Origin of the sequence: Paenarthrobacter sp. YJN-D (assembly GCF_015040335.1) — a bacterium.
GTDB lineage: Bacteria > Actinomycetota > Actinomycetes > Actinomycetales > Micrococcaceae > Arthrobacter > Arthrobacter nicotinovorans.
Map to the genome: position 1 here is coordinate 4,292,341 of NZ_CP053549.1, position 18,131 is coordinate 4,310,471.

Annotated in this window: 13 protein-coding genes; 3 read left to right on the forward strand and 10 right to left on the reverse strand. The window is 64.5% G+C overall.

Translation table 11 applies throughout. The features are described 5' to 3' along the window. Positions 1-15 precede the first annotated feature (15 nt). Entirely contained in the window at positions 16-1,521 is a 1,506-nt protein-coding gene (locus tag HMI60_RS20055; protein WP_055976772.1) for a bifunctional phosphatase PAP2/diacylglycerol kinase family protein, read from the reverse strand. A 55-nt stretch (positions 1,522-1,576) separates the two neighbouring features. Between HMI60_RS20055 and HMI60_RS20060 the strand changes: the two genes are divergently transcribed. Then, on the forward strand, positions 1,577-2,281 hold the full coding sequence (locus HMI60_RS20060) for a phosphatase PAP2 family protein (protein ID WP_227453618.1): 705 nt from the start codon (positions 1,577-1,579) through the stop codon (positions 2,279-2,281). Here the strand turns inward: HMI60_RS20060 and HMI60_RS20065 are convergent. The 8 genes from HMI60_RS20065 to HMI60_RS20100 all read right to left on the reverse strand — a co-directional run bounded on the left by HMI60_RS20065 (position 2,226) and on the right by HMI60_RS20100 (position 15,647). After that, a complete protein-coding gene (locus HMI60_RS20065; protein WP_193590296.1) occupies positions 2,226-3,413 on the reverse strand; it encodes an MFS transporter in 1,188 nt (395 codons plus the stop codon). The two genes, HMI60_RS20060 and HMI60_RS20065, sit on opposite strands and share 56 nt — an antisense overlap. Beyond that, on the reverse strand, positions 3,410-4,177 hold the full coding sequence (locus HMI60_RS20070) for a DeoR/GlpR family DNA-binding transcription regulator (protein WP_193590297.1): 768 nt from the start codon (positions 4,175-4,177) through the stop codon (positions 3,410-3,412). Before HMI60_RS20070 ends, HMI60_RS20065 begins: the two co-directional genes overlap by 4 nt. Before the next feature lie 416 nt (positions 4,178-4,593). Next, positions 4,594-6,276, reverse strand: a complete 1,683-nt coding sequence (locus tag HMI60_RS20075) for an ABC-F family ATP-binding cassette domain-containing protein (RefSeq protein ID WP_055976759.1) — start codon at positions 6,274-6,276, stop codon at positions 4,594-4,596. Between the two features lie 68 nt (positions 6,277-6,344). Continuing rightward, positions 6,345-7,601 carry an FAD-dependent oxidoreductase gene (locus HMI60_RS20080; protein WP_193590298.1) on the reverse strand — a complete coding sequence of 419 codons (1,257 nt, stop codon included), beginning with the start codon at positions 7,599-7,601 and terminating at the stop codon, positions 6,345-6,347. A 15-nt stretch (positions 7,602-7,616) separates the two neighbouring features. Further along, positions 7,617-9,596: a penicillin-binding transpeptidase domain-containing protein gene (locus HMI60_RS20085; protein ID WP_055976754.1), complete on the reverse strand. Its 1,980-nt coding sequence runs from the start codon at positions 9,594-9,596 to the stop codon at positions 7,617-7,619. Between the two features lie 118 nt (positions 9,597-9,714). After that, positions 9,715-13,563, reverse strand: a complete 3,849-nt coding sequence (locus HMI60_RS20090; protein WP_193590299.1) for an NPCBM/NEW2 domain-containing protein — start codon at positions 13,561-13,563, stop codon at positions 9,715-9,717. Positions 13,564-13,713: 150 nt separating this feature from the next. Further along, positions 13,714-14,370, reverse strand: coding sequence for a response regulator transcription factor (locus tag HMI60_RS20095; protein WP_018778505.1), 657 nt, complete (start codon positions 14,368-14,370; stop codon positions 13,714-13,716). Further along, a complete protein-coding gene (locus HMI60_RS20100; protein WP_055976744.1) occupies positions 14,367-15,647 on the reverse strand; it encodes a sensor histidine kinase in 1,281 nt (426 codons plus the stop codon). The genes HMI60_RS20095 and HMI60_RS20100 overlap by 4 nt, the downstream gene beginning before the upstream one ends. A gap of 193 nt (positions 15,648-15,840) precedes the next feature. Here HMI60_RS20100 and HMI60_RS20105 point away from each other — a divergent pair, with 193 nt between their 5' ends. Both HMI60_RS20105 and HMI60_RS20110 read left to right on the forward strand, forming a co-directional pair. Further along, entirely contained in the window at positions 15,841-16,920 is a 1,080-nt protein-coding gene (locus tag HMI60_RS20105; RefSeq protein WP_079582549.1) for an ABC transporter permease, read from the forward strand. 24 nt (positions 16,921-16,944) lie between these two features. Then, a complete protein-coding gene (locus HMI60_RS20110) occupies positions 16,945-17,646 on the forward strand; it encodes an ABC transporter ATP-binding protein (protein ID WP_018778502.1) in 702 nt (233 codons plus the stop codon). A gap of 47 nt (positions 17,647-17,693) precedes the next feature. Here the strand turns inward: HMI60_RS20110 and HMI60_RS20115 are convergent, their stop codons facing one another. Continuing rightward, positions 17,694-18,092 carry a helix-turn-helix domain-containing protein gene (locus tag HMI60_RS20115; protein ID WP_055976736.1) on the reverse strand — a complete coding sequence of 133 codons (399 nt, stop codon included), beginning with the start codon at positions 18,090-18,092 and terminating at the stop codon, positions 17,694-17,696. Between the last annotated feature and the right edge of the window lie 39 nt (positions 18,093-18,131).

Sequence of the window (18,131 nt, forward strand, 5' to 3'; positions counted from 1 at the left end):
CCCGGTCAGTCCGCTTCAGTCAGCCACCGGAAGCGACGAGTACACGCGCAGGACGCGAGGCTTCACCGTGAAGGTAGCCGAGCGGACTCCAGGCGTAGGTTCACCGTCGACGGCCAGCACCAACGGCTGCCCAATGGCTTCGACGGTAATCTCTGTAGCCTCGGCAAGGTGGGTGACCTTCGAGGCCGACACGGTGCCGGTAACGACGGCCCACAGCAAACGCGCACGTGCGAATGGTTCGTCCGCCGTGATCATGCGGAGGTCGAACACACCATCATCAAGCACAGGACGGCGGATGGGCGCATGGTCGCTGGGATAGAACCTTCCCCTGCCCATGTAGAGAATCCAGAGCTTGTGCTTTTGTCCGTTCACCGTGAGCGTGGTGGGGGAATTCACGCCGAAGGTCCGGAGCGATGCCACCACACTGGCGAGCGGCTTGCCCATGGCCGGCTGCAGGCGCTCACGCCGCCTGACCAGATTGGGGTACACGCCCACACTCGCCGTATTCAGCATGGCCAGCTCCGAGGTCTCCGGCTTCTCAGCAAGGCCGCGCTGGACAACAACATGCCCCAGGTCCACGGACGCTGCGAAACCATTGGTCAAGGCGTCCAGGACATCCTCGATCGAGCGGGCGCCGAGATCGCGCGCAAAGTGGTTCAGCGTCCCTCCCGGCAGAACCGCCAGAGGCAGTGAATGTTCGACGGCGGCAGCAGCCGCCGCTCCCACCGTTCCGTCGCCGCCCCATACGCCCAGCGCTACGGTTCCGGGCCGGGTTGCTGCGGCCTTGACCTCTTCGGCGACATCCTCCCCTTCGGAAATCTCTCGTATATAAGCCTTGGGGAATACTCGTCGCAGCAGTTCTCCGGTTTCGGGGGAGTAGGACCCGCCCAGGACGTTGACCGCGATACTCAGCCCCTCGCCGTCGTGAATTGCCGGAACCTCAGCGGGGGTGCGGCGGGGAGTCGGCTCCGCCGGGCGGGCAGGCCACCACTTACGCGTGAGAAATGCGGCGCCGGCACCCAAAGCCGAGCCAAAGACGACGTCGGATGGCCAGTGGGCACCCGTGTGCACCCGCGAGTAGGCCACCCCCACGGCGATGGGCGCCAATGCAACCCCTATCGCAGGCGAGACGATTCCTGCGCCCACCGCGAAGGCCACAGCGGACGCAGAGTGGCCGGATGGCATCGAAGAGCTTGTGGGCTGCGGATTCACGAACCGGAACAACGGCAGATGTTCAGGAAGCGGCCGCCTGCGGGGCAAAGCCCGCTTGAAAATGACGTTGGTAACGCCGGAAGCAACACCCAGTGCGAGCAAGCCATGGAGCGCCGCCCTGCGGGGTTTCCCTGGAACCGTCGCCATGATCCCGGCAATGCCGAACCACAGCTTGCCTTTCGTCGCCGCGGACGAAAGCCGCCGGAAGAAGACGTCATGGTCGCCCTGCGGTTGCCGGGAAACAGCCCGCACCAGGAAGTGGTCGAGTTTGACAACACGTTTGGGACCTTTGCCCACGAAGCCTCGCATCCCTTCACAGTATCGCCTGCCGGTACTGCAGGGCCGCCATGGCTACGATGAGTTGATGATTCGCGTCCTGACTCCCCGAAGGCAACCGGGCTGGAAGCTGCTTGCCCCTGGAATATTGCTGCTGTGTGCGTTTGTGGTTCCGGGAGTCATGATCCTGGCAGGACATGGCCAACCTGCCTTCAACAGCGTAGACACCTGGTGGCAGGCCTTCTCCTTTACGTTGCACTCTCCCTTCTGGGATGGCGTCAACGGGATCCTCAACTGGGTGGGCTACGTGGGGATGCTGTCGGCCCAGGGAGTGCTGGCCCTCGCCTTGGTGGCTTGGAAACGACCGGTGACGGCGTTATTCGTTGCGGGCTCCGGAATAGCCACACTGGCGCTCACCCAACTGGCCAAAGTCGTAGTAGGCCGGGAAAGGCCGGTAGGGGCCAAGGTTCTCACCGATACCGGTTCATACCCTTCCGGGCATGTATCCGCCACCACCGCCTTCCTGGTGGTTCTGGCTGTCCTCGCCGGCCGTTGGTGGATGACGACATTGGCCGCGTTGGGCATCATCGCCATGATGATCAGCCGGACATATCTCTCCGCGCACTGGCTGAGCGATGTGCTGGGCGGCGCCTGCCTGGCCGCCGGCTTGGTGCTCCTGGCGTGGTGGCGACTCCGGGACGTATGCATTCGGGAGAATGCTTTGACGGATGGCAGGACTATTTGGGCGGCAAGGGCTTCGCGACACCGGCAAGCAGGAGAGCCAGCAGAATAGGCGCCCCAATGGCCAGCAAGGCCAGGTGGATTCCTGTTTGGTCTCCCAAGTAGCCCAGCAGCGGCGGCCCTGCCAGGAAGGCAATGTAGCCGATGGTGGAAACTACGGAAACCCTGGCAGCGGCGTGTTTGGGATCATCGGCAGCCGCAGACATACCCATGGGGAAGGCCAGCGCCGCCCCAATGCCCCAGAGAGCCGCGCCGACTCCGGCCAAAACCACGTTGCCCGCAAATACGAACAGGGCCAGGCCCAAGGCGGCTGCGGCCATGCTGGCGCGGAGAACGGCTACCCGGCCAAACTTGTCGATCGCCTTGCCGCCCAGGAACCGCATGATGGTCATGGCCAGTACAAACAGGGCGAACAGCAAAGCGCCGGTGGACTCTGAAGCACCCAGCCCGTCCACCGCTGCCTTGGCGATCCAGTCATTGCCGGCACCCTCGGTGAGCGTGGCACCCAGGACCACGACGCCGATCAGCAGCGTCCTGCCATCCCGCCAAGCCGTGGGACCCTTGGCGGCCGACCCGCCGCCGTCGTGAATTTCCACCGCTTCATGCGGCAAAAAGTACTTGGGGACGGTCAGGGCCAACGCGACAGCGACGGCGGCGATGACCAGCAAGTGCTCGGGCAGGCCGACTCCCAGTTGGGACAACCCCGCACCGATCAGCGCGCCGAGGAAGGCCCCGCCGCTGAATGCTGCATGGAACTGCGGCATGATGGTCCGCTCGAGCCGGTGTTCGACGTCGGCGCCTTCAATGTTCTGGGCTACGTCCCACAGGCCAATGCCGATGCCGAAGAAGAAGAGCGCTATGGCTGTGGCCGGCACGGACGCGGCCATCAGGGAGAAAGCAATTGCCGCACCCGCGACTCCTGCCACGATGCCGGCCAACCGAACCGTGTTCGCCGTGCCGATCCGGCCCACCACCCAACCCGCAGACGGCAGCGCCAGCAACGAGCCAACCGCGGTGCAGAGCAAGAGCGTGCCCATCTGGCCGGACGTGAGGCTGAGCGCTTCGGTCACTGCCGGAATGCGGGCTGCCCAACTGGCGAAGACCAGACCGTTCATGCCGAAGATCAGGAACGTCGCCACTGCCGCGGCCCTGACGTTGGTGGTGCTTCTGGTGTTGGTGGTCATGCAATCACAACTTCCACGGAGAGTTTGTTGAGCTGGGCAAGGTCTTCGGGGTATGGTTCCAGGTCCGTCACGATGACGTCAACGCTGTCCATCGCGGCAACCAGGGCCCTGGCGCCGGCATTCCATTTGCTTCCCGCGGCAGCGACGATCACGCGCGACGCCGACTCCAGACCGGCACGCTTCACGGCCGCGTCATCGAGGTCGTGGGCCAGCAGGCCGTCTTTGAGATTGAGGGCGCAAGGGGTTACGACGGCGGTGTCGAACCTAAGCGAGCGGACGTTGGCTTCCGCCATGGGTCCCCTGAAAGACTGCTCACCCGGGGTGAACCGGCCACCTGGGAGGATGAGTTCAGGAGCCCGGCCCTCCGAGGATTGCGTGAGGGCTTGGACGCCGTGCAAGGACATGGGCATGACCGTGAGCTCTCGTGTGCTGAGCCGACGTGCAATTTCCGTGGCAGTGGATCCGCTGTCCAGCCACACGTGTTCGCGATCCCTGATGAGTCCATCCACGGCTTTGGCTATGCGGGCTTTGGCCTCGTGGTCCTCGAGTTCGCGCTGCCCGTAGCCGGGGTTCTCTCCACGGGCCAGGAGGCTGCGGGCACCCCCGTGCACTCGCTTGAGCACACCGTTGGCTGCCAGGATCTCGAGGTCGCGGCGGATGGTCGCCCCGGAAGCTCCGGTGGTTGAGACCAGTTCGTCGACGGTTACTTCTTCTTGTCCGCGCAGCAGTTCGGCGATGAGCCTGTGGCGGTCAGTGGTTCCCATGCCTCCACGGTAGCAGGGGTGTGCTCACTTAATCATGTGATGTGATCATTTGCGCACAATCGCTCGCTCACATCCCACACCCTTCAACCCAATCCTCCCTCACATCCCACGCCCTTCAACCCAACCCTCACCCACACCCCACGTCCTTCATACCAACGCTCGCTCACAACCCACTGCCTTCAACCCAACCCTCGCTCAGTGACCACCCGTTGGTGATCGGGTAGCGGCCAACTAGGAAGCCAGCTCAAGCTCTCGCGCCGGGACGTGAGCAAGCATCCGCACGAAAGGCGCGGGACGTGAGCAAGCGTCCACCCGAAAGGCCTGTTACGTGAATAAGCGTCCCCCCCCCCCCGAAAGGCGCGGAACGTGAACAAGCGTCCACCCGAAAGGCGCGGGACGTGAGCAAGCGTCCGGTGTCAGCGGGCGCGCTCTACCCGCTTTTCGTCCCACACGGGCTCTTCGGATTCGTACACCTTGCCGTCGGACCCGAAGATCAGGAAGCGGTCAAACGACTTGGCAAACCAGCGGTCGTGCGTGACGGCCAGGACGGTTCCCTCGAACGCGTCGATGGCACGCTCCAGGGCTTCGCCTGAGTGGAGGTCCAGGTTGTCCGTGGGCTCATCCAGCAGAAGGAGCGTGGCACCGGACAGCTGGAGCAGCAGGATCTGGAAACGTGCCTGCTGGCCACCGGACAAGGACTCGTATTTCTGCTCCGACTGACCCGCCAGGCCATAGGAATCCAAGGCTCCCGCCGCAGCTTCACGCGGAAGGCCCGAACGGTGTTCATCGCCGCGGTGCAGAATTTCCAGCAACGTCCGGCCCAGCAGATCCGGACGGACATGCGTCTGGGCGAAGAACCCGGGCCGGATGCGTGCCCCCAGTTTCACCGACCCTTCGTGCGGGACTTCCGCGATGACGACGTCGGACACCGGCAGGTGCTCGCGCTCCGGGTCGGTACCCCCGGTCGCGAGAAGACGCAGGAAGTGGCTCTTGCCCGAACCGTTGGAGCCCAGGACGCCCACCCGGTCCCCGAACCAGATCTCCGTGGAGAACGGCTTCATGAGCCCGGTCAGTTCCAGCTTCTCTGCAACGACGGCCCGCTTGGCGGTGCGGCCACCCTTGAGCCGCATCTTCACGTTCTGCTCGATGGGCAGGGCCTCCGGCGGCCCGGCCTCCAGGAACTTCGCAAGGCGGGTCTGCGCTGCCTGGTACCTGTTGGCCATGTCGGAGCGGAAAGCCGCCTTGTTCTTGTACATGTTGACGAGTTCCTTGAGCTTGATGTGCTCCTCGTCCCAGCGTTTGCGGAGTTCCTCGAACCGGGCGTTACGGTCTGCGCGCGCTTCGACGTAGGAGCCGAAACCTCCACCGTGGATCCAAGCGCCGGCACCGTTGATGCCCGGCTCCAGTGTCACGATACGGCCGGCGGCGTTGTTGAGAAGCTCGCGGTCGTGGCTGATGAAGAGCACGGTCTTCTTGGACTCGTTGAGCTTGCCTTCCAGCCATCGCTTGCCGGGCACGTCAAGGTAGTTGTCCGGTTCGTCCAGGAGCAGGAGCTCGTCCGGCCCGGCGAACAGCGCTTCCAACACCAGGCGCTTCTGCTCGCCGCCCGACAGCGTGGAAGCACGGCGGAACTGGGCTTTATCGAAGGAAATCCCCAAAGCGGCCATGCACACTTCGTCCCAGACGGTCTCGACGTCGTATCCGCCGGCATCGCCCCAGTCCACGATCGCCTGCGCGTACTTCATCTGCGTGGGTTCGTCGTCGTGCTCCATCATGGCCAATTCGGCTTCTTCCACCGCCTTGGCTGCTGCTGCGAGCCCGGCCTGCGCAGTGGAAACCAGGAGGTCGCGGACGGTGGATTCGTCGCGGACCTGGCCCACGAACTGCCGCATGATGCCCATGTTGCCCGAGCGGCCCACGGCACCTTCATCAGGAGTGAGGTCTCCGGCGATGATCTTGAACAGTGTGGTCTTGCCTGTTCCGTTGGGTCCGATCAGCGCCGTTTTGGTGCCGTCGGGGACCTTGAAGGTCACACCGTTAAGCAGCTGGGTGCCGTCGGAGAGGAAGTAGTCGATGCCGGAAACGTCAATATGGGCCACGTTTCAATCCTCCCACGCCGGGGTATTAACGCCCGACGGCGGCAATTGGCTTGGGCGTCGACGCAGCGCTACGGCTTTCGCCTGGCAAAGTCCGGAGCATGCTCGGGGCGCGGTCCAAAGGCGATCATGCGGGCGGGAAGCTTGGGAAAACCGCGCAGGTGCCGGGCCATCAGGACCAGGATCCTGGGTGGCTTGGGCTGTTTGCCGGCCATCACCCGGGCAAAGATGGCGCGATGCAGCACCCGCTGGAACGTCTGGACAATCACGGTGGGCAGCCAACGCCGCTTCTGGACGGCGGCGAGGTGGCCGTCGTCGAGTGTTCCACTGAGCAGCGGTGACGCAATAGAGCGCGCTGCCGCCACGGCGTCCTGCACCGCGAGGTTGATTCCCACGCCTCCGGCCGGGGACATGGCATGCGCGGCGTCGCCAATCAAGAGCAGGCCCGGCTGATGCCAGCGGGCCAAGCGGTTGAGCTTCACATCCAGCAGGTGAAGCTCGTCGACAGACCTGATGGTGTCTACGCGGTCGGCGAGGTCCGGCCGCAGCCGCGCAACCCTGGCCCGGAAGGCTTCCACGCCCTCAGCCCGGAGCTGGGGATCCAAGCCCTTCGCGGCCAGATAGGCGATCTGGTGGTAGTCCTTGCGGGTGAGGCTCAGCAGGACGTCGGAGCTGCCGAAACGCGGCGCTATGGATGCCACTGGCTCATCCTCGTCGGCCGTGCGGGGGAGCCGGAACCACCAGGTGTCGAACGGCACCGGGTATTCGTGGGGAGCCAGTCCGGCTCGCTGCCGCAGCACCGAACCCCGGCCATCGCACGCCACAGTCAGGGTGGCCATCAGTTCGCCGCTGTCCAGCGGGGAGCCGGTCAGCGGGTTCCTGGTCCGGTACGCCACACCCGTCACTGCCCCCGAAGAGTCCCGCAGCAGGTCCGTGACCTCGGTATTCATCCGCAGCGTAAAGGTGGGTTCCTGCCCGGCAGCTGCCACCAGGAAATTAAGCAGGTCCCACTGGGGAACCATCGCCACATAGTTGTAGGGCTCTTTAAGGAGTCCGAAATCGGCCAGCACCACCGAGCGACCCCCGGCAACAGGCAACCGGAAGTTCTCCAGCCGGCTCTGCGGCAGGGCCCTGAAGCCTTCTCCCAAACCCAACTCGTCCAGGAGCCGGACGGTGGACGCATGGACCGTGTCGCCCCTGAAATCCCGGAGGAAGTCGGCGTGTTTTTCCAAGACAGTGACTTGCACACCGGCCCGGGCAAGCAGCAGCCCCAGCATTATCCCGGCCGGACCTCCGCCGACCACCACACACTGGGTACTGCCTGTCATGGGTTCTCCTCCGGATCAGCCCGCCGCGGTCAGGAACGTTTTCAGCAACGGCCCACTGGTGGTGGCACCCAGTCCGCCGTCTTCAACAAACACGGCAACCGCCAGGTCCCCGTGGGTGGCAACAATCCACGCGTGGGTCTTGGGCGGGTTGTCATTACCGAATTCGGCGGTGCCCGTCTTTGCCCCGACCGGTGCACCCGGCACTGCGGCAAGGAAACCGGCGTGGCCCGAGGTTACTACCGCCCGCATCATGTCGGACAGGGCAGCCGATTCCTCCTTGGTGATCGGCTTGGTGGATGCCGGCGAGGCAGGCAGCGCGCTGGCCGTCGCGGAGTCCGGCGACGGCGTGGCGGAGCTGCTTTCCGTGGGAGCGGCCGTGGAGGTGGTGGCCGGCACGGCGTCGGCATTGAGCACCAGTTGCGGTGAGACGGGGGCACCGTTGGCCACCGAAGCTGCCATGACAGCGGCCGAGAGGGGCGAGAAGAGCACCTTGCCCTGGCCAATCATGGAAGCGGCGTGCTCCGTACCCTCAGCAGCACCGGGAACGGAACCCAGGAACGCGTCAGCACCGAGTTTGGGGGCTTCAACAGCCACACCAAGAGCCTGGGCCGCGGATTCCAACTGGTCCTGGCTGACGGTGTCACGGGCGTTGATGAAGGCAGTGTTGCAGGAGTGGGCAAACGCATCCCTCAGGGCAACTGAACCCAGCGAGCTTTCCGGATACCCCTCCGCGTTCTTGAAGGTCCGACCGTCAACAGTCAGCGTCGGCGGGCACTCGACCTTGGAATCGGGGGTTGCGCCGTTCCGGAACATCGCCAGGGAGTCAACAATCTTGAAGGTGGATCCTGGCGCGTACTGGCCCAGCATTGCAGTGTTGTAGCCGTTGCTCCCCGGCCCGGAGGCGGCGGCGAGCACGGCGCCCGTGGAGGGTCGAAGGGCAACTATGGCCGACGCCGGGCCAACGCCAGCAAGGGTTTCCTCGGCCAGTTGCTGCAGTTTCAGGTCAAGGGTTGTCTTGAGGGTTGTACCGGGAGCGGGGAGGGACGAAAAGAACACCTTGGTGCCGGGCGTTTCCCCTTCAGCTTTGGCCTCGGTGCTCGCAATGACCTCAACACCGTCCTTGCCGCGGAGCAGGGTGTCGTACTTCTGCTGCAGGCCGCCGGTTCCCGTGGTGTCACCGGCACGCAAGGCGCCGTTGGACTTTTCAATCTGCTCCGCGCTGGCCTGGCCAACGCTTCCGAGCAGTGCACGTGCAAAGGTCCGCGTTGGTGCGAGGGCCATCGAATCCAGGATGCTGGCACCACCGGGAATGGCCTTGATCTTGGCCTCCGTGATATCCGTCGTGTAAGCCCTGAGAACCAGTCCTTCCACAAATGCCTGCGGGCCGGACGCAGCAACCTGCTTGGCGTATTCCTCAACGTCCAAGCCCAGCAGGGCAGCCATCGCACGCGCTGAAGCATCCGCTTGTTCCGCTGGAATCTTGGTCTTGTCGATGCCGACCCGGAAGACGGGCCGGTCCTCCACAATAGGGGCATCCCCGGCGCCCAGGATCTGGCCGCGCTGGGCAGGAACGGTCTTGACGGAAAGAGTTTCGCCATCGGAAAGCTCCGGTGCCAGCAGGGCGGGGCTCCATTGAACCGCCCACTTGTCACCGGACTTCTTCAAGGTGGCCTCGGAACTGTACTCCCACTTGGCCGAGCCGATGTTCCAGCTGTAGTTAAGAGGGAAAGTGGCGGTGTCGCCGTCGAGCTTGACGTCACCGGACTGCACCGACGGCTTGGCGTCGAGTCCTTCGAAAACTGCCTTGAGCTGGTCGTTGGCCGCGGCGGCATCCTTGCCCTCAACGGCGAGCTGGCCGACGTCGAGCGCTGATAGCGAGGAGGCGAGCTGCTTGGCGGCTCCCTCAGCGCCCGAACGGCCGTCGTCGCAAGCGGTCAGCGAGCCTGCCAGCACAATCGTGGCCAGACCAAGAATCAAAGTACGTGTTTTCCCCATTTGCCACATTATGCCCGGTTCCCCCGACACTTTCTTGTCATGGCCGGCAGCCGGACGGCCGCCGCCTGCCACCCCGGGGAGGTGCGGCAAGCGACGGCGGTCTGTTTGCAACGTCAGGCTAGGGAGCGCAGGTGAACTTTGCATCACCCCAGACACCATGTGCTCCATTGATGGAACCGGACGGGTCAACGACCAGCTCCACGTAAGCCGCCCCCGTCAGGTCAACGGACACCGATTCCGGAGCGAATCCCGGCGTATACGTGCGCGACTGGTACTTGTTCACCCCGTCGGCGTTGACCTTGAAGATGATGTTGCCGCCGAAGCCGCTTTCAAGGCCCACTTGGGACGTAAATGAAGTGCACTTGCCACCCAGGTAATAGGTGATCTTGGAGGCAGCGTGGACGCCCAGGCCCTTGGAGAAAACGGGTTGCTGACCGGTGGCGGGATCGGTGTAGTTGATGGCCAACGGCTTGTCCGGGGACGACGCGGAGTCCTTGTTGGCCACGTTCTTGCCGATCACCCCGTAGCCGTTGAGTGCCTGGACCCACGGCGTTTCCGAGGCGTACACCGCTCCATGCGGTATGTCCGGCAACGGCTGCGAGGTTACTTTCCAGTCGAAGAACTTCACCCGGGTGTCGGTGGGCAAGGTGACGGAGGCCAGTTCCTTGGTGGGGTTGAGCCGGACCGTGTTGGAGAATGCCTGGTACTTGTATTGCGTGTACTCCGGCGACGGACCGTTGGCGTTGTTGCGGCCTTGTTCGGAAACTGCGAGCAGGGCGCCGTTCAGTACGGAGGGCTGCAGCCAGTTCGGGAAGAAGATGGACTGTTTCTCCGTGGATCCGTCAGCGTACGTCAAGGTCAACGTGGGGCTGGTGCCATTGCCCACCGCAGCCGAACCGAGGACAGCCAAGTGCGTTCCCTTGCCCTTCACGGCGATGGTCTGCGCGGACAGCGCCACCGAGTTGGGAACATCGGGTCCCACGGCCGGCCAGGTGTAATCGACCTGCGTCGGCTTCCCGGCATCCACCGTCACGGTGCTGCCCGGCCGGACTCCGCCTGCCGGAACCGTAGCGGCAGCCAGCTGCTCGGCAGCGAAGGTGGCCCCTCCGCCGTCGAAGTTCCCGAGCGCCTTGCCGGCCACCGTGGTGACGGAGACGGTGTTGTAGGCCGCGGCCAAGGACCCGTAGGCGACGTAGATCTGGTTGCCGCCGGTCACCGATTGGGTTGAGCCGGAAGCAGCGTACGACGCCGATACCCGCAGAGTCTGTTGCCCCGCCTTCGCGCTGGGGCCGGGTTTGATGACGAAAGTGGCCGTGGTTGTAGCGCCGCCTTCAACCTTGGCCGCCGTCGCGCCGGAGGACGAGACAACAGTCCAACCCTCGGGAAGAACCGGGGTGAGGACCAGATTGCTCTTGGCCTTGGTTCCGGTGTTCACGAATGCCGCGGTGACGGTTGTTTCATGGTCCTGGAAGACCTGCTGGCCGGTGGTCACGCGGACTTCCGCTGCGGTGTCTTCCTGGCTCTTGCCGCCGAGCGGACCTGCCTGCTGGAGCTGGACCGTCGCGGACTGGTTGGAGGCGATGGAGCCCGTCTTCACCCAAATGGTGCCGTTGTTGGCTTCATCGAAGTACCAGCCGGTTGCCGCAGCTGCGTAAGCAGCCTGGGTGGTGTGTTGGGTGAGTTTGGTTCCACCGATTTTGACGTCCTTGGGTGCCGCGCCTGCATGGACTTTGAGCTCGTAGGGGCGGGCTGCGGCCTTGCCGGTGTATTCGCCCTTGCGTTCACCGATGGTCACCTTGACGCTGCTGTTGCCGGTACCGGGAGCGTCCACGGAGAAGAGCTGGCTGGAGGACTTGCCGTTCTTGAATTCGCGGGTGACCTTGTCATCCTCGTAGAGCGTGAAGGTGTCCTGGCCCTTGGCATAGACATCCAGGGTGATCATGGAGTCTTCCGGGACCAAGGACGCGTTGCGGGCCACGATGCCTTGCGGGATCACCGCTCCGGCACGAACGAACACCGGCAGCTTATCCAGGGGTGCGTTGTGGCCGTTGAGGATCTGGCCACCTTGGTAGAGCTTGCCGGTCCAGTAGTCCACCCACTGCTGGCCGGCCGGGAGGAAGATGCCGTTGCGGACGTCGGTCTGGGTAAAGACGGGTGCTACCAGGAAGTCGGAGCCCAGCATGAACTGGTTGTTCGCTTCGGCACCGTAGGACCACTGCTGGTCAGGGAATTCGAGGGCCATGGAGCGCATCATGGAGACGCCGGTGGTGGAGGATTCCTGCGCGAGCGAGTAGATGAAGGGCATGAGCTGCTGGCGGAGCTGCAGGTATTGGCGGTTGATGGCTGTTGCCTCGTCGCCGTAGAGCCACGGACGCTTGTCCGTCGCGGCCCAGCCGGACATGGAGTACAGCGCCGGAGCGAAGGCTTTCCACTGAAGGTCGCGGACGTAGGACTCGGCGGACCCGCCAAAGATGCCGTCAACGTCGCCGGTGGTGAATGCCAGGCCCGAGTTGCCGGCGCCGGTGAGGGCCGAGACCTGCCAGCGGACGGCGTCGAGGTTTCCTGAATGGTCACCGGTCCACTGCATCCCGCAGCGCTGGGAGCCGGCCCAGCCTTCCACCATCAGCGAGGTGCCGCGGGCGTTCGAGTACTGCTCGATGCCCCCGTGGGCAGCTTCGCAGCCCGTGAGTGCCTGGCGGTAGCCTTGGCCAACCCATGCGACGTCCAGCTTGCGGAGCCGGACGCCGGCCTCGCCTACTTCGTATTCCTGGTTGGTGAGGGAGCGTTGCGTCCAGAGGCCGACCTTGAGGTCGGTTTCGTCCTCGATGTTGCTCACGGTTTCCGGGAGTTGCTGGTACTCGCAGCCGTAGCCGTCGTTGACCAGCATCCAGCCGGCGGGCATGTCGTTCTCAACGAACTTCCGTGCGGTCTTGATGGCGTCGGGAGTTTTCTGCTTGGCGCCGTCGGGATCGCCGTATCCGGAGGACGAATAGCCCGGGTTTGAGCGGTTGTAGCAGTCAGCGTCGCCGTATTCCAGGGCGTACACCGGGGGCATCATCGGCTTGCCGGTCAGCGTGGTGTACGCGCCCAGCGACTGCTTGTAATCGCCCACGAAGTAGTAGGCGTCAAAACGCTTTTCCTCATGCGTAGTGGTCGGTTCGCCCGCGAAATTGTACGAGCCGCGGGCGAACGTGTCACGCAGGACGCCGTAGCCCATGGAGGACATGTAGTACGGGACGGCGTTGGGGTAGCCGTCGTCGTCCCAGTCGAAGTTCTTGGCGATGTTGATCAGTGCGCCGGTGTGGACTGAGCGGCCGTTCTGCATGCCGCCGCCGATGAATTGCTCACCGTCGTGCTGGGCGAGGTGCTGGGTGGCCGAATTCGCACCGAACGTGATGGGTGCGGACTCTTCCAGGACCAGCGAGCCGTCGGCCCTGGCAACACGGAGCAGGGTGGTCGCTTTGTTGATCTCGACGCTGATTTTGGCAGTTTTCAGGACGAGCCAGTCGCCGTCGGTGACCGTGGGCGTGGTGCCTGGGAACTTGTCCTTGCCCACCACGATGTTGGCTGTCCTGGCCGGGTCGCCCTGGTCGGTGTTCGCAGGGTCGGTGAACTTTCCGCTGGGATCGGCTTCCAGGCGGAAGTTGCCGTCGTCCAGGAAGGTGACGCGGATGGCGCCCTTTTCGGTGGAGAGGTCGACGACGTTACCGGACTGGGTAAAGCCGGTCACCGCCCCGAGGGGTACTCCAGCTGCGTCGACGGGTACTTCCGGGGTGACGGCCTTGATGACCGCGGGGTCGCCGGGAGCGGCATTGGCAGCGGCGGCGAAGGTGAGGGCCGGGATGGTTCCTGCGAGGAGGAGTGAGGCGAGACCGAGGGACGCGGCCTTCCTGGCGAATGAGCCTTTTCTGATGCGTCCGGAGCTGTTGGGGGCAGCTCCGGACAGACCCAAGGAGGGTGCGGACATGTGAGCCAACTTTCGACGAGTGACAGTTTGTGATCTAACTCATAGCGAAACGTGCACTAATCGTCACTGCTGAAAGGCAAAAGGTCAACCGTTTCACCAAAACTGCTTTCCTCACCAGGGGACTGCCGGGCGCGTGCCTGGCGCCGGAAGTCAGTGCCCGCGGATGATCCGGCGCTGCGTTGCCGTCGCGATGGCTGCCGTCCGGTTGTCCACACCCAACTTGGAATAGATGTGGACCAAGTGTGTCTTCACAGTGGCCTCGGAAATGAAGAGCTGCTTGGCGATGGCCCTGTTGCTCATGCCGGTGGCGAGCAATTCCAACAGTTGGACTTCCCTGCCGCTCAGCACGGGTGAGGGATTCCTGATCCGCCCCATCAATCGCGCCGCCACTTCCGGTGCCAGTGCGGTCTGGCCGGCAGCGGCCGAAAGCACGGCCTGCCGGATCTGCTCCGGCGGCGCATCCTTCAGCATGTAACCACTGGCGCCTGCCTCCACAGCGGCGAGGATGTCGGCGTCGGTGTCGTAAGTGGTCAAAATCAGCACGGGTGGCGGGGGAGTCCCGGCTTCACCGGCTTTGATCTTTTCCGTGGCCGTCACCCCGTCCATGCCACTGCCCATTTGCAGGTCCATGAGCACCAGGTCCACCGGCTCGCCGAGGGTGTGGAGCTTGCTCAACTCCGCCAGTGCGGCGTCACCGTCAGCGGCCTCCGCCACCACGCTCACCCCTGGAAAGTCGCTCAGCATGGCCCGAAGCCCGGCCCTGACCACTGGGTGGTCATCTACCAACAACACCCGGATTCCGGTCACGCCGCCCCCTCCCCGGTTGGCAAAGGTACGCGGATGGCCACCACCGTGCCTTCACCCGGGGCCGACTCCAGGTCCAGCCTGCCATCGAGCGCCGCCAGCCGTTCGCGCAGGCTCAGAAGCCCGACGCCGGTACCGTCGCCGCGCGCGGTGCCGGTCGCCGTCGTGGGTTCGAAACCGACGCCGTCGTCGAAGATGTCCAGCGTCACTTCGGAACCCGGGAAGGAGAGAGTGACGACGGCGGCACGCGCCTTCGCATGAGCCCAGACGTTCGCGAGGGAGGCCTGGGCGGCCCGAAGCAGGGTGGTCTGGTAGGTGTTGGGAAGCTCGACGGGCGTGCCCACCAGTTCGAAGCGGCAGCGCAAGGCTGTTCCCCTTGCCGCCGCCTCGGTTTCGGTCTTTTCGCAGAGGCGGCGCAGGGTGTCCACCAAGCCCGAGTGCTCCAGGTCCGGCGACCGCAGCCCCCGCACGAAACTGCGCGCCTCCGCCAGGTTGGCCGAAGCTGTCTCCTGGACAATCCTCAACTGTTCCTTCGCCGTCTCGGTATTTCCGCCGTCCAGGGCCTTCTCGGCGGACCGCCCCATGAGGACGATGCTGGAGAAGCCCTGCGCCAGGGTGTCGTGGATTTCGCGGGCCAGTCGTTCGCGCTCGGCCAGCATGCCGGCGTCGTGCTGTGTTTGTGCCAGTGCGTCGCGGGTCCGGCGCAGTTCCTCGGCGACTAGACGCTGGTTTTCCGCCTCCAGGAACAATGCCCGGTACGCCAGGCCGGTCACGACGGCAAAAGCCGCACCGAACACGGGACCCAGCACCATGGCCAGCTGCAGGCCGCCGTCCGCAGAGCCCCTGCCGTGGAACCACAAAGCACCCACCAACAGCGCGGTGCTCAGCCCGATCGCGGGCAGTGCCAGGCGCCGCGGAAGCAGGTGGAGCTGCAGGAAGAACAGCGGGAAGGCCACCCAGGCGAAGTCCGCACTGACCAGCAGCAAGAGCAGCCACAGCATCATGACGGCGGCCAGCCACCAGAGAGCGTAGGGCGTTGGGTTGAACCTGGAGGGGTCACTGGCGTGCCGTTTCTCCAGCACTGTCCCCGCGAGGTACACCAAGGCCAGCAAAGCCGAGAGCCCCAAACCGGCGGTCACTGCGAGGGGTGATGGCGCACCGGCAGAGCCCAGGCCGCCCAGCAGCCGGACGATTGCCACGAGCAAGAGCACGGCGAAACCAACGTGAAGGCACACGCGCAGGACCCGGAGGATCGTGGTGGCGCCGGTGGGGGACTGCATGCCTTCCAGCGTATCCCCGCCCCTCGCCCGGCCAGCCCGATATTCCGTCCAGGACATACAAATCAACCTTTCGGTTGACTCCCGTTTCAACCTCCCGGCGCCAGCCAATCCATCCGGCTCACGATGTCCGCGGGGCCCATCGCCGGAAGAGTTGAAGGCAACGGAACAAGCCCGCAACAACAGAAGGAATCCGATGTTTCTCGCCATCCGCGACATTCGTTTCGCCAAAGGCCGGTTCGCCCTCATGGGCAGCGTGGTTGCGCTCATCACGCTGCTGCTCGTCATGCTGTCCGGCCTGACCGCGGGATTGGGCAACCAGTCCACGTCAGCCATAGCGGCCTTGCCCGCGCAGCAGATCGTTTTCGGCGCACCGGCAGGCGGCGAACCGAAAGCGTCTTACACGGAATCGGAAGTTTCCACCGCCCAGCTTCAGACCTGGCGTGACCAGCAGGGCGTGAAATCCGCACAGGCGCTGGGCATCAGCCAGTCGAGGGTCCAATCCCTGGCCAACGACGGCAGCCCCAGTGGCACCGCGAACGTGGCCGTCTTCGGTGGTTCGGAAGCTCCATCCACTGTGGAGGACGGGACCGTAGTCGTGGGCAAGACCTTGGCGAAGGAGCTCAACCTGACGAAGGGCAGCCGGCTCCGTGTGGGCGGCACCGACCTGACGGTCTCCGACATTGTGGAGGACCAGTGGTACTCGCACACCGGCGTCGTCTGGACCACGCTCGATACCTGGCGCGCTGTCGCCCACGCCGCACCTGGGACGGCAACTGTCCTCACCGTGACGTACGACGACGACGCTTCCGTCAGCGTCGATGCCGCCAATGCGGCCGCCGGTACGGTCAGCGCCGACCCCACCGCTTCCTTCCAGGCCTTGGCCTCGTACAAGAGCGAAAACGGCTCGCTGCTCCTCATGCAGGCGTTCCTCTACGGCATCTCAGCCCTCGTGATCGTGGCCTTTCTGACGGTGTGGACAGTGCAGCGCACCAGGGACATTGCCGTGCTCAAGGCCTTGGGTGCATCCTCCGGCTACGTCCTGCGGGATGCCCTGGCGCAGGCAGCGCTCGTGTTGCTGGCAGGGGCAGCTGTCGGAGGCTCAGTTGGCCTGGCCGGTGGAATCCTGGCCGCCCAGGCAGCACCGTTCCTTGTCACCCCGCTCACCACGTTGCTGCCGGTGGCAGGGATCGTCGTCCTCGGGCTCGCCGGTGCCGTCCTGGCTGTCCGCAAGGTCACCACCGTTGATCCTTTGCTGGCCCTCGGCGGCAACTAACACATTCTTCGAAAGGCATACATCATGAATTCCGCACTGACCCTCGTGAACGTTTCGCTCGAATACCCGGACGGCGGCTCCACCCTCAAAGCGCTGGATAGCGTGGATTTGGGCGTCGGCAGGGGTGAATTCCTGTCCCTCGTGGGGCCGTCAGGCTCGGGCAAGTCCTCACTCCTGGCTGTTGCCGCAACATTGGTCAAGCCCACCGCCGGCCTGGTGGTCATCGACGGTCAGGATGTCTCCGGCTTGAAGGATTCGGAGCGCACAGAACTCCGCCGGGACAAAGTGGGCATCATCTTCCAGCAACCCAACCTGCTGCCGGCGCTGACCGCCGTCGAGCAGTTGCTCATCCGCGAGCATCTGCGCGGCAACGCCGTGAAGGAGGCCCGCCGCGCGGCGGAGGAACTGCTGGATGTGGTGGGCCTGTCTGCAGCGATGCATAAGAGGCCGCATCAGTTGTCCGGCGGGCAGCGTCAACGGGTGAATATCGCGCGGGCGCTGATGGGAAGTCCCACGGTGCTGCTGGTAGATGAGCCCACGGCTGCGCTTGACCACGAACGGAGCGAGTCAATCGTCCGGCTCCTGCGCCGTGTCACCGACGATTTCCGGACCGCGACGGTCATGGTCACTCACGACACCGAGTTCCTGCCCCTGACCGACGCAGTTGCCACCATGCGGGACGGCCGGATCAGCCGCGCATCGGTTCCGTCGACCCAACCCAACTAGGGACAACAAACGTCCCAACAGGGCCTCATTGGATCAAGTGGCGTCCCCTAGTTAGGGGAGCCGAGGAGGGCCTGGTCCTGTGCGTCGTCGTATGCCTCCCGGGCTTCCATGATGGTGGGGACATGGCTCTCGGCCCACTCACGCAGGAGCGACAACGGCTGCAGGAGGGACTCACCCATGGGCGTGAGCTGGTAGTCCACGCGCGGCGGCACCTGAGCGTAGACCGTCCTGGTAATGAGGCCATCCCGCTCTAAAGCACGGAGCGTTTGGGTCAGTACCTTGGGCGTCACCACATTCACCATCTTGCGCAGTTCCGAGAAACGCACGGGACCGTCGCCGAGCACCTGGATCACCAGCGAGGCCCATTTGTCTCCGATGCGCTGAAAGATCACGCGCGACGGGCAATTGGGATCCAGGATGTTCGCCGGGAGGTCTTTAGTATCCATGAGGTAACTGAGTTCCTTTGAAGCTATCGGTATCCAATA

Coding starts and splice junctions, on each gene's coding strand:
- HMI60_RS20055 (WP_055976772.1), bottom strand. CDS start 1,521: ATGCGAGGCTTCGTGGGCAAAGGTCCCAAACGTGTTGTCAAACTCGAC.
- HMI60_RS20090 (WP_193590299.1), bottom strand. CDS start 13,563: ATGTCCGCACCCTCCTTGGGTCTGTCCGGAGCTGCCCCCAACAGCTCC.
- HMI60_RS20080 (WP_193590298.1), bottom strand. CDS start 7,601: ATGACAGGCAGTACCCAGTGTGTGGTGGTCGGCGGAGGTCCGGCCGGG.
- HMI60_RS20070 (WP_193590297.1), bottom strand. CDS start 4,177: ATGGGAACCACTGACCGCCACAGGCTCATCGCCGAACTGCTGCGCGGA.
- HMI60_RS20105 (WP_079582549.1), top strand. CDS start 15,841: ATGTTTCTCGCCATCCGCGACATTCGTTTCGCCAAAGGCCGGTTCGCC.
- HMI60_RS20110 (WP_018778502.1), top strand. CDS start 16,945: ATGAATTCCGCACTGACCCTCGTGAACGTTTCGCTCGAATACCCGGAC.
- HMI60_RS20060 (WP_227453618.1), top strand. CDS start 1,577: ATGATTCGCGTCCTGACTCCCCGAAGGCAACCGGGCTGGAAGCTGCTT.
- HMI60_RS20115 (WP_055976736.1), bottom strand. CDS start 18,092: ATGGATACTAAAGACCTCCCGGCGAACATCCTGGATCCCAATTGCCCG.
- HMI60_RS20085 (WP_055976754.1), bottom strand. CDS start 9,596: ATGGGGAAAACACGTACTTTGATTCTTGGTCTGGCCACGATTGTGCTG.
- HMI60_RS20100 (WP_055976744.1), bottom strand. CDS start 15,647: ATGCAGTCCCCCACCGGCGCCACCACGATCCTCCGGGTCCTGCGCGTG.
- HMI60_RS20065 (WP_193590296.1), bottom strand. CDS start 3,413: ATGACCACCAACACCAGAAGCACCACCAACGTCAGGGCCGCGGCAGTG.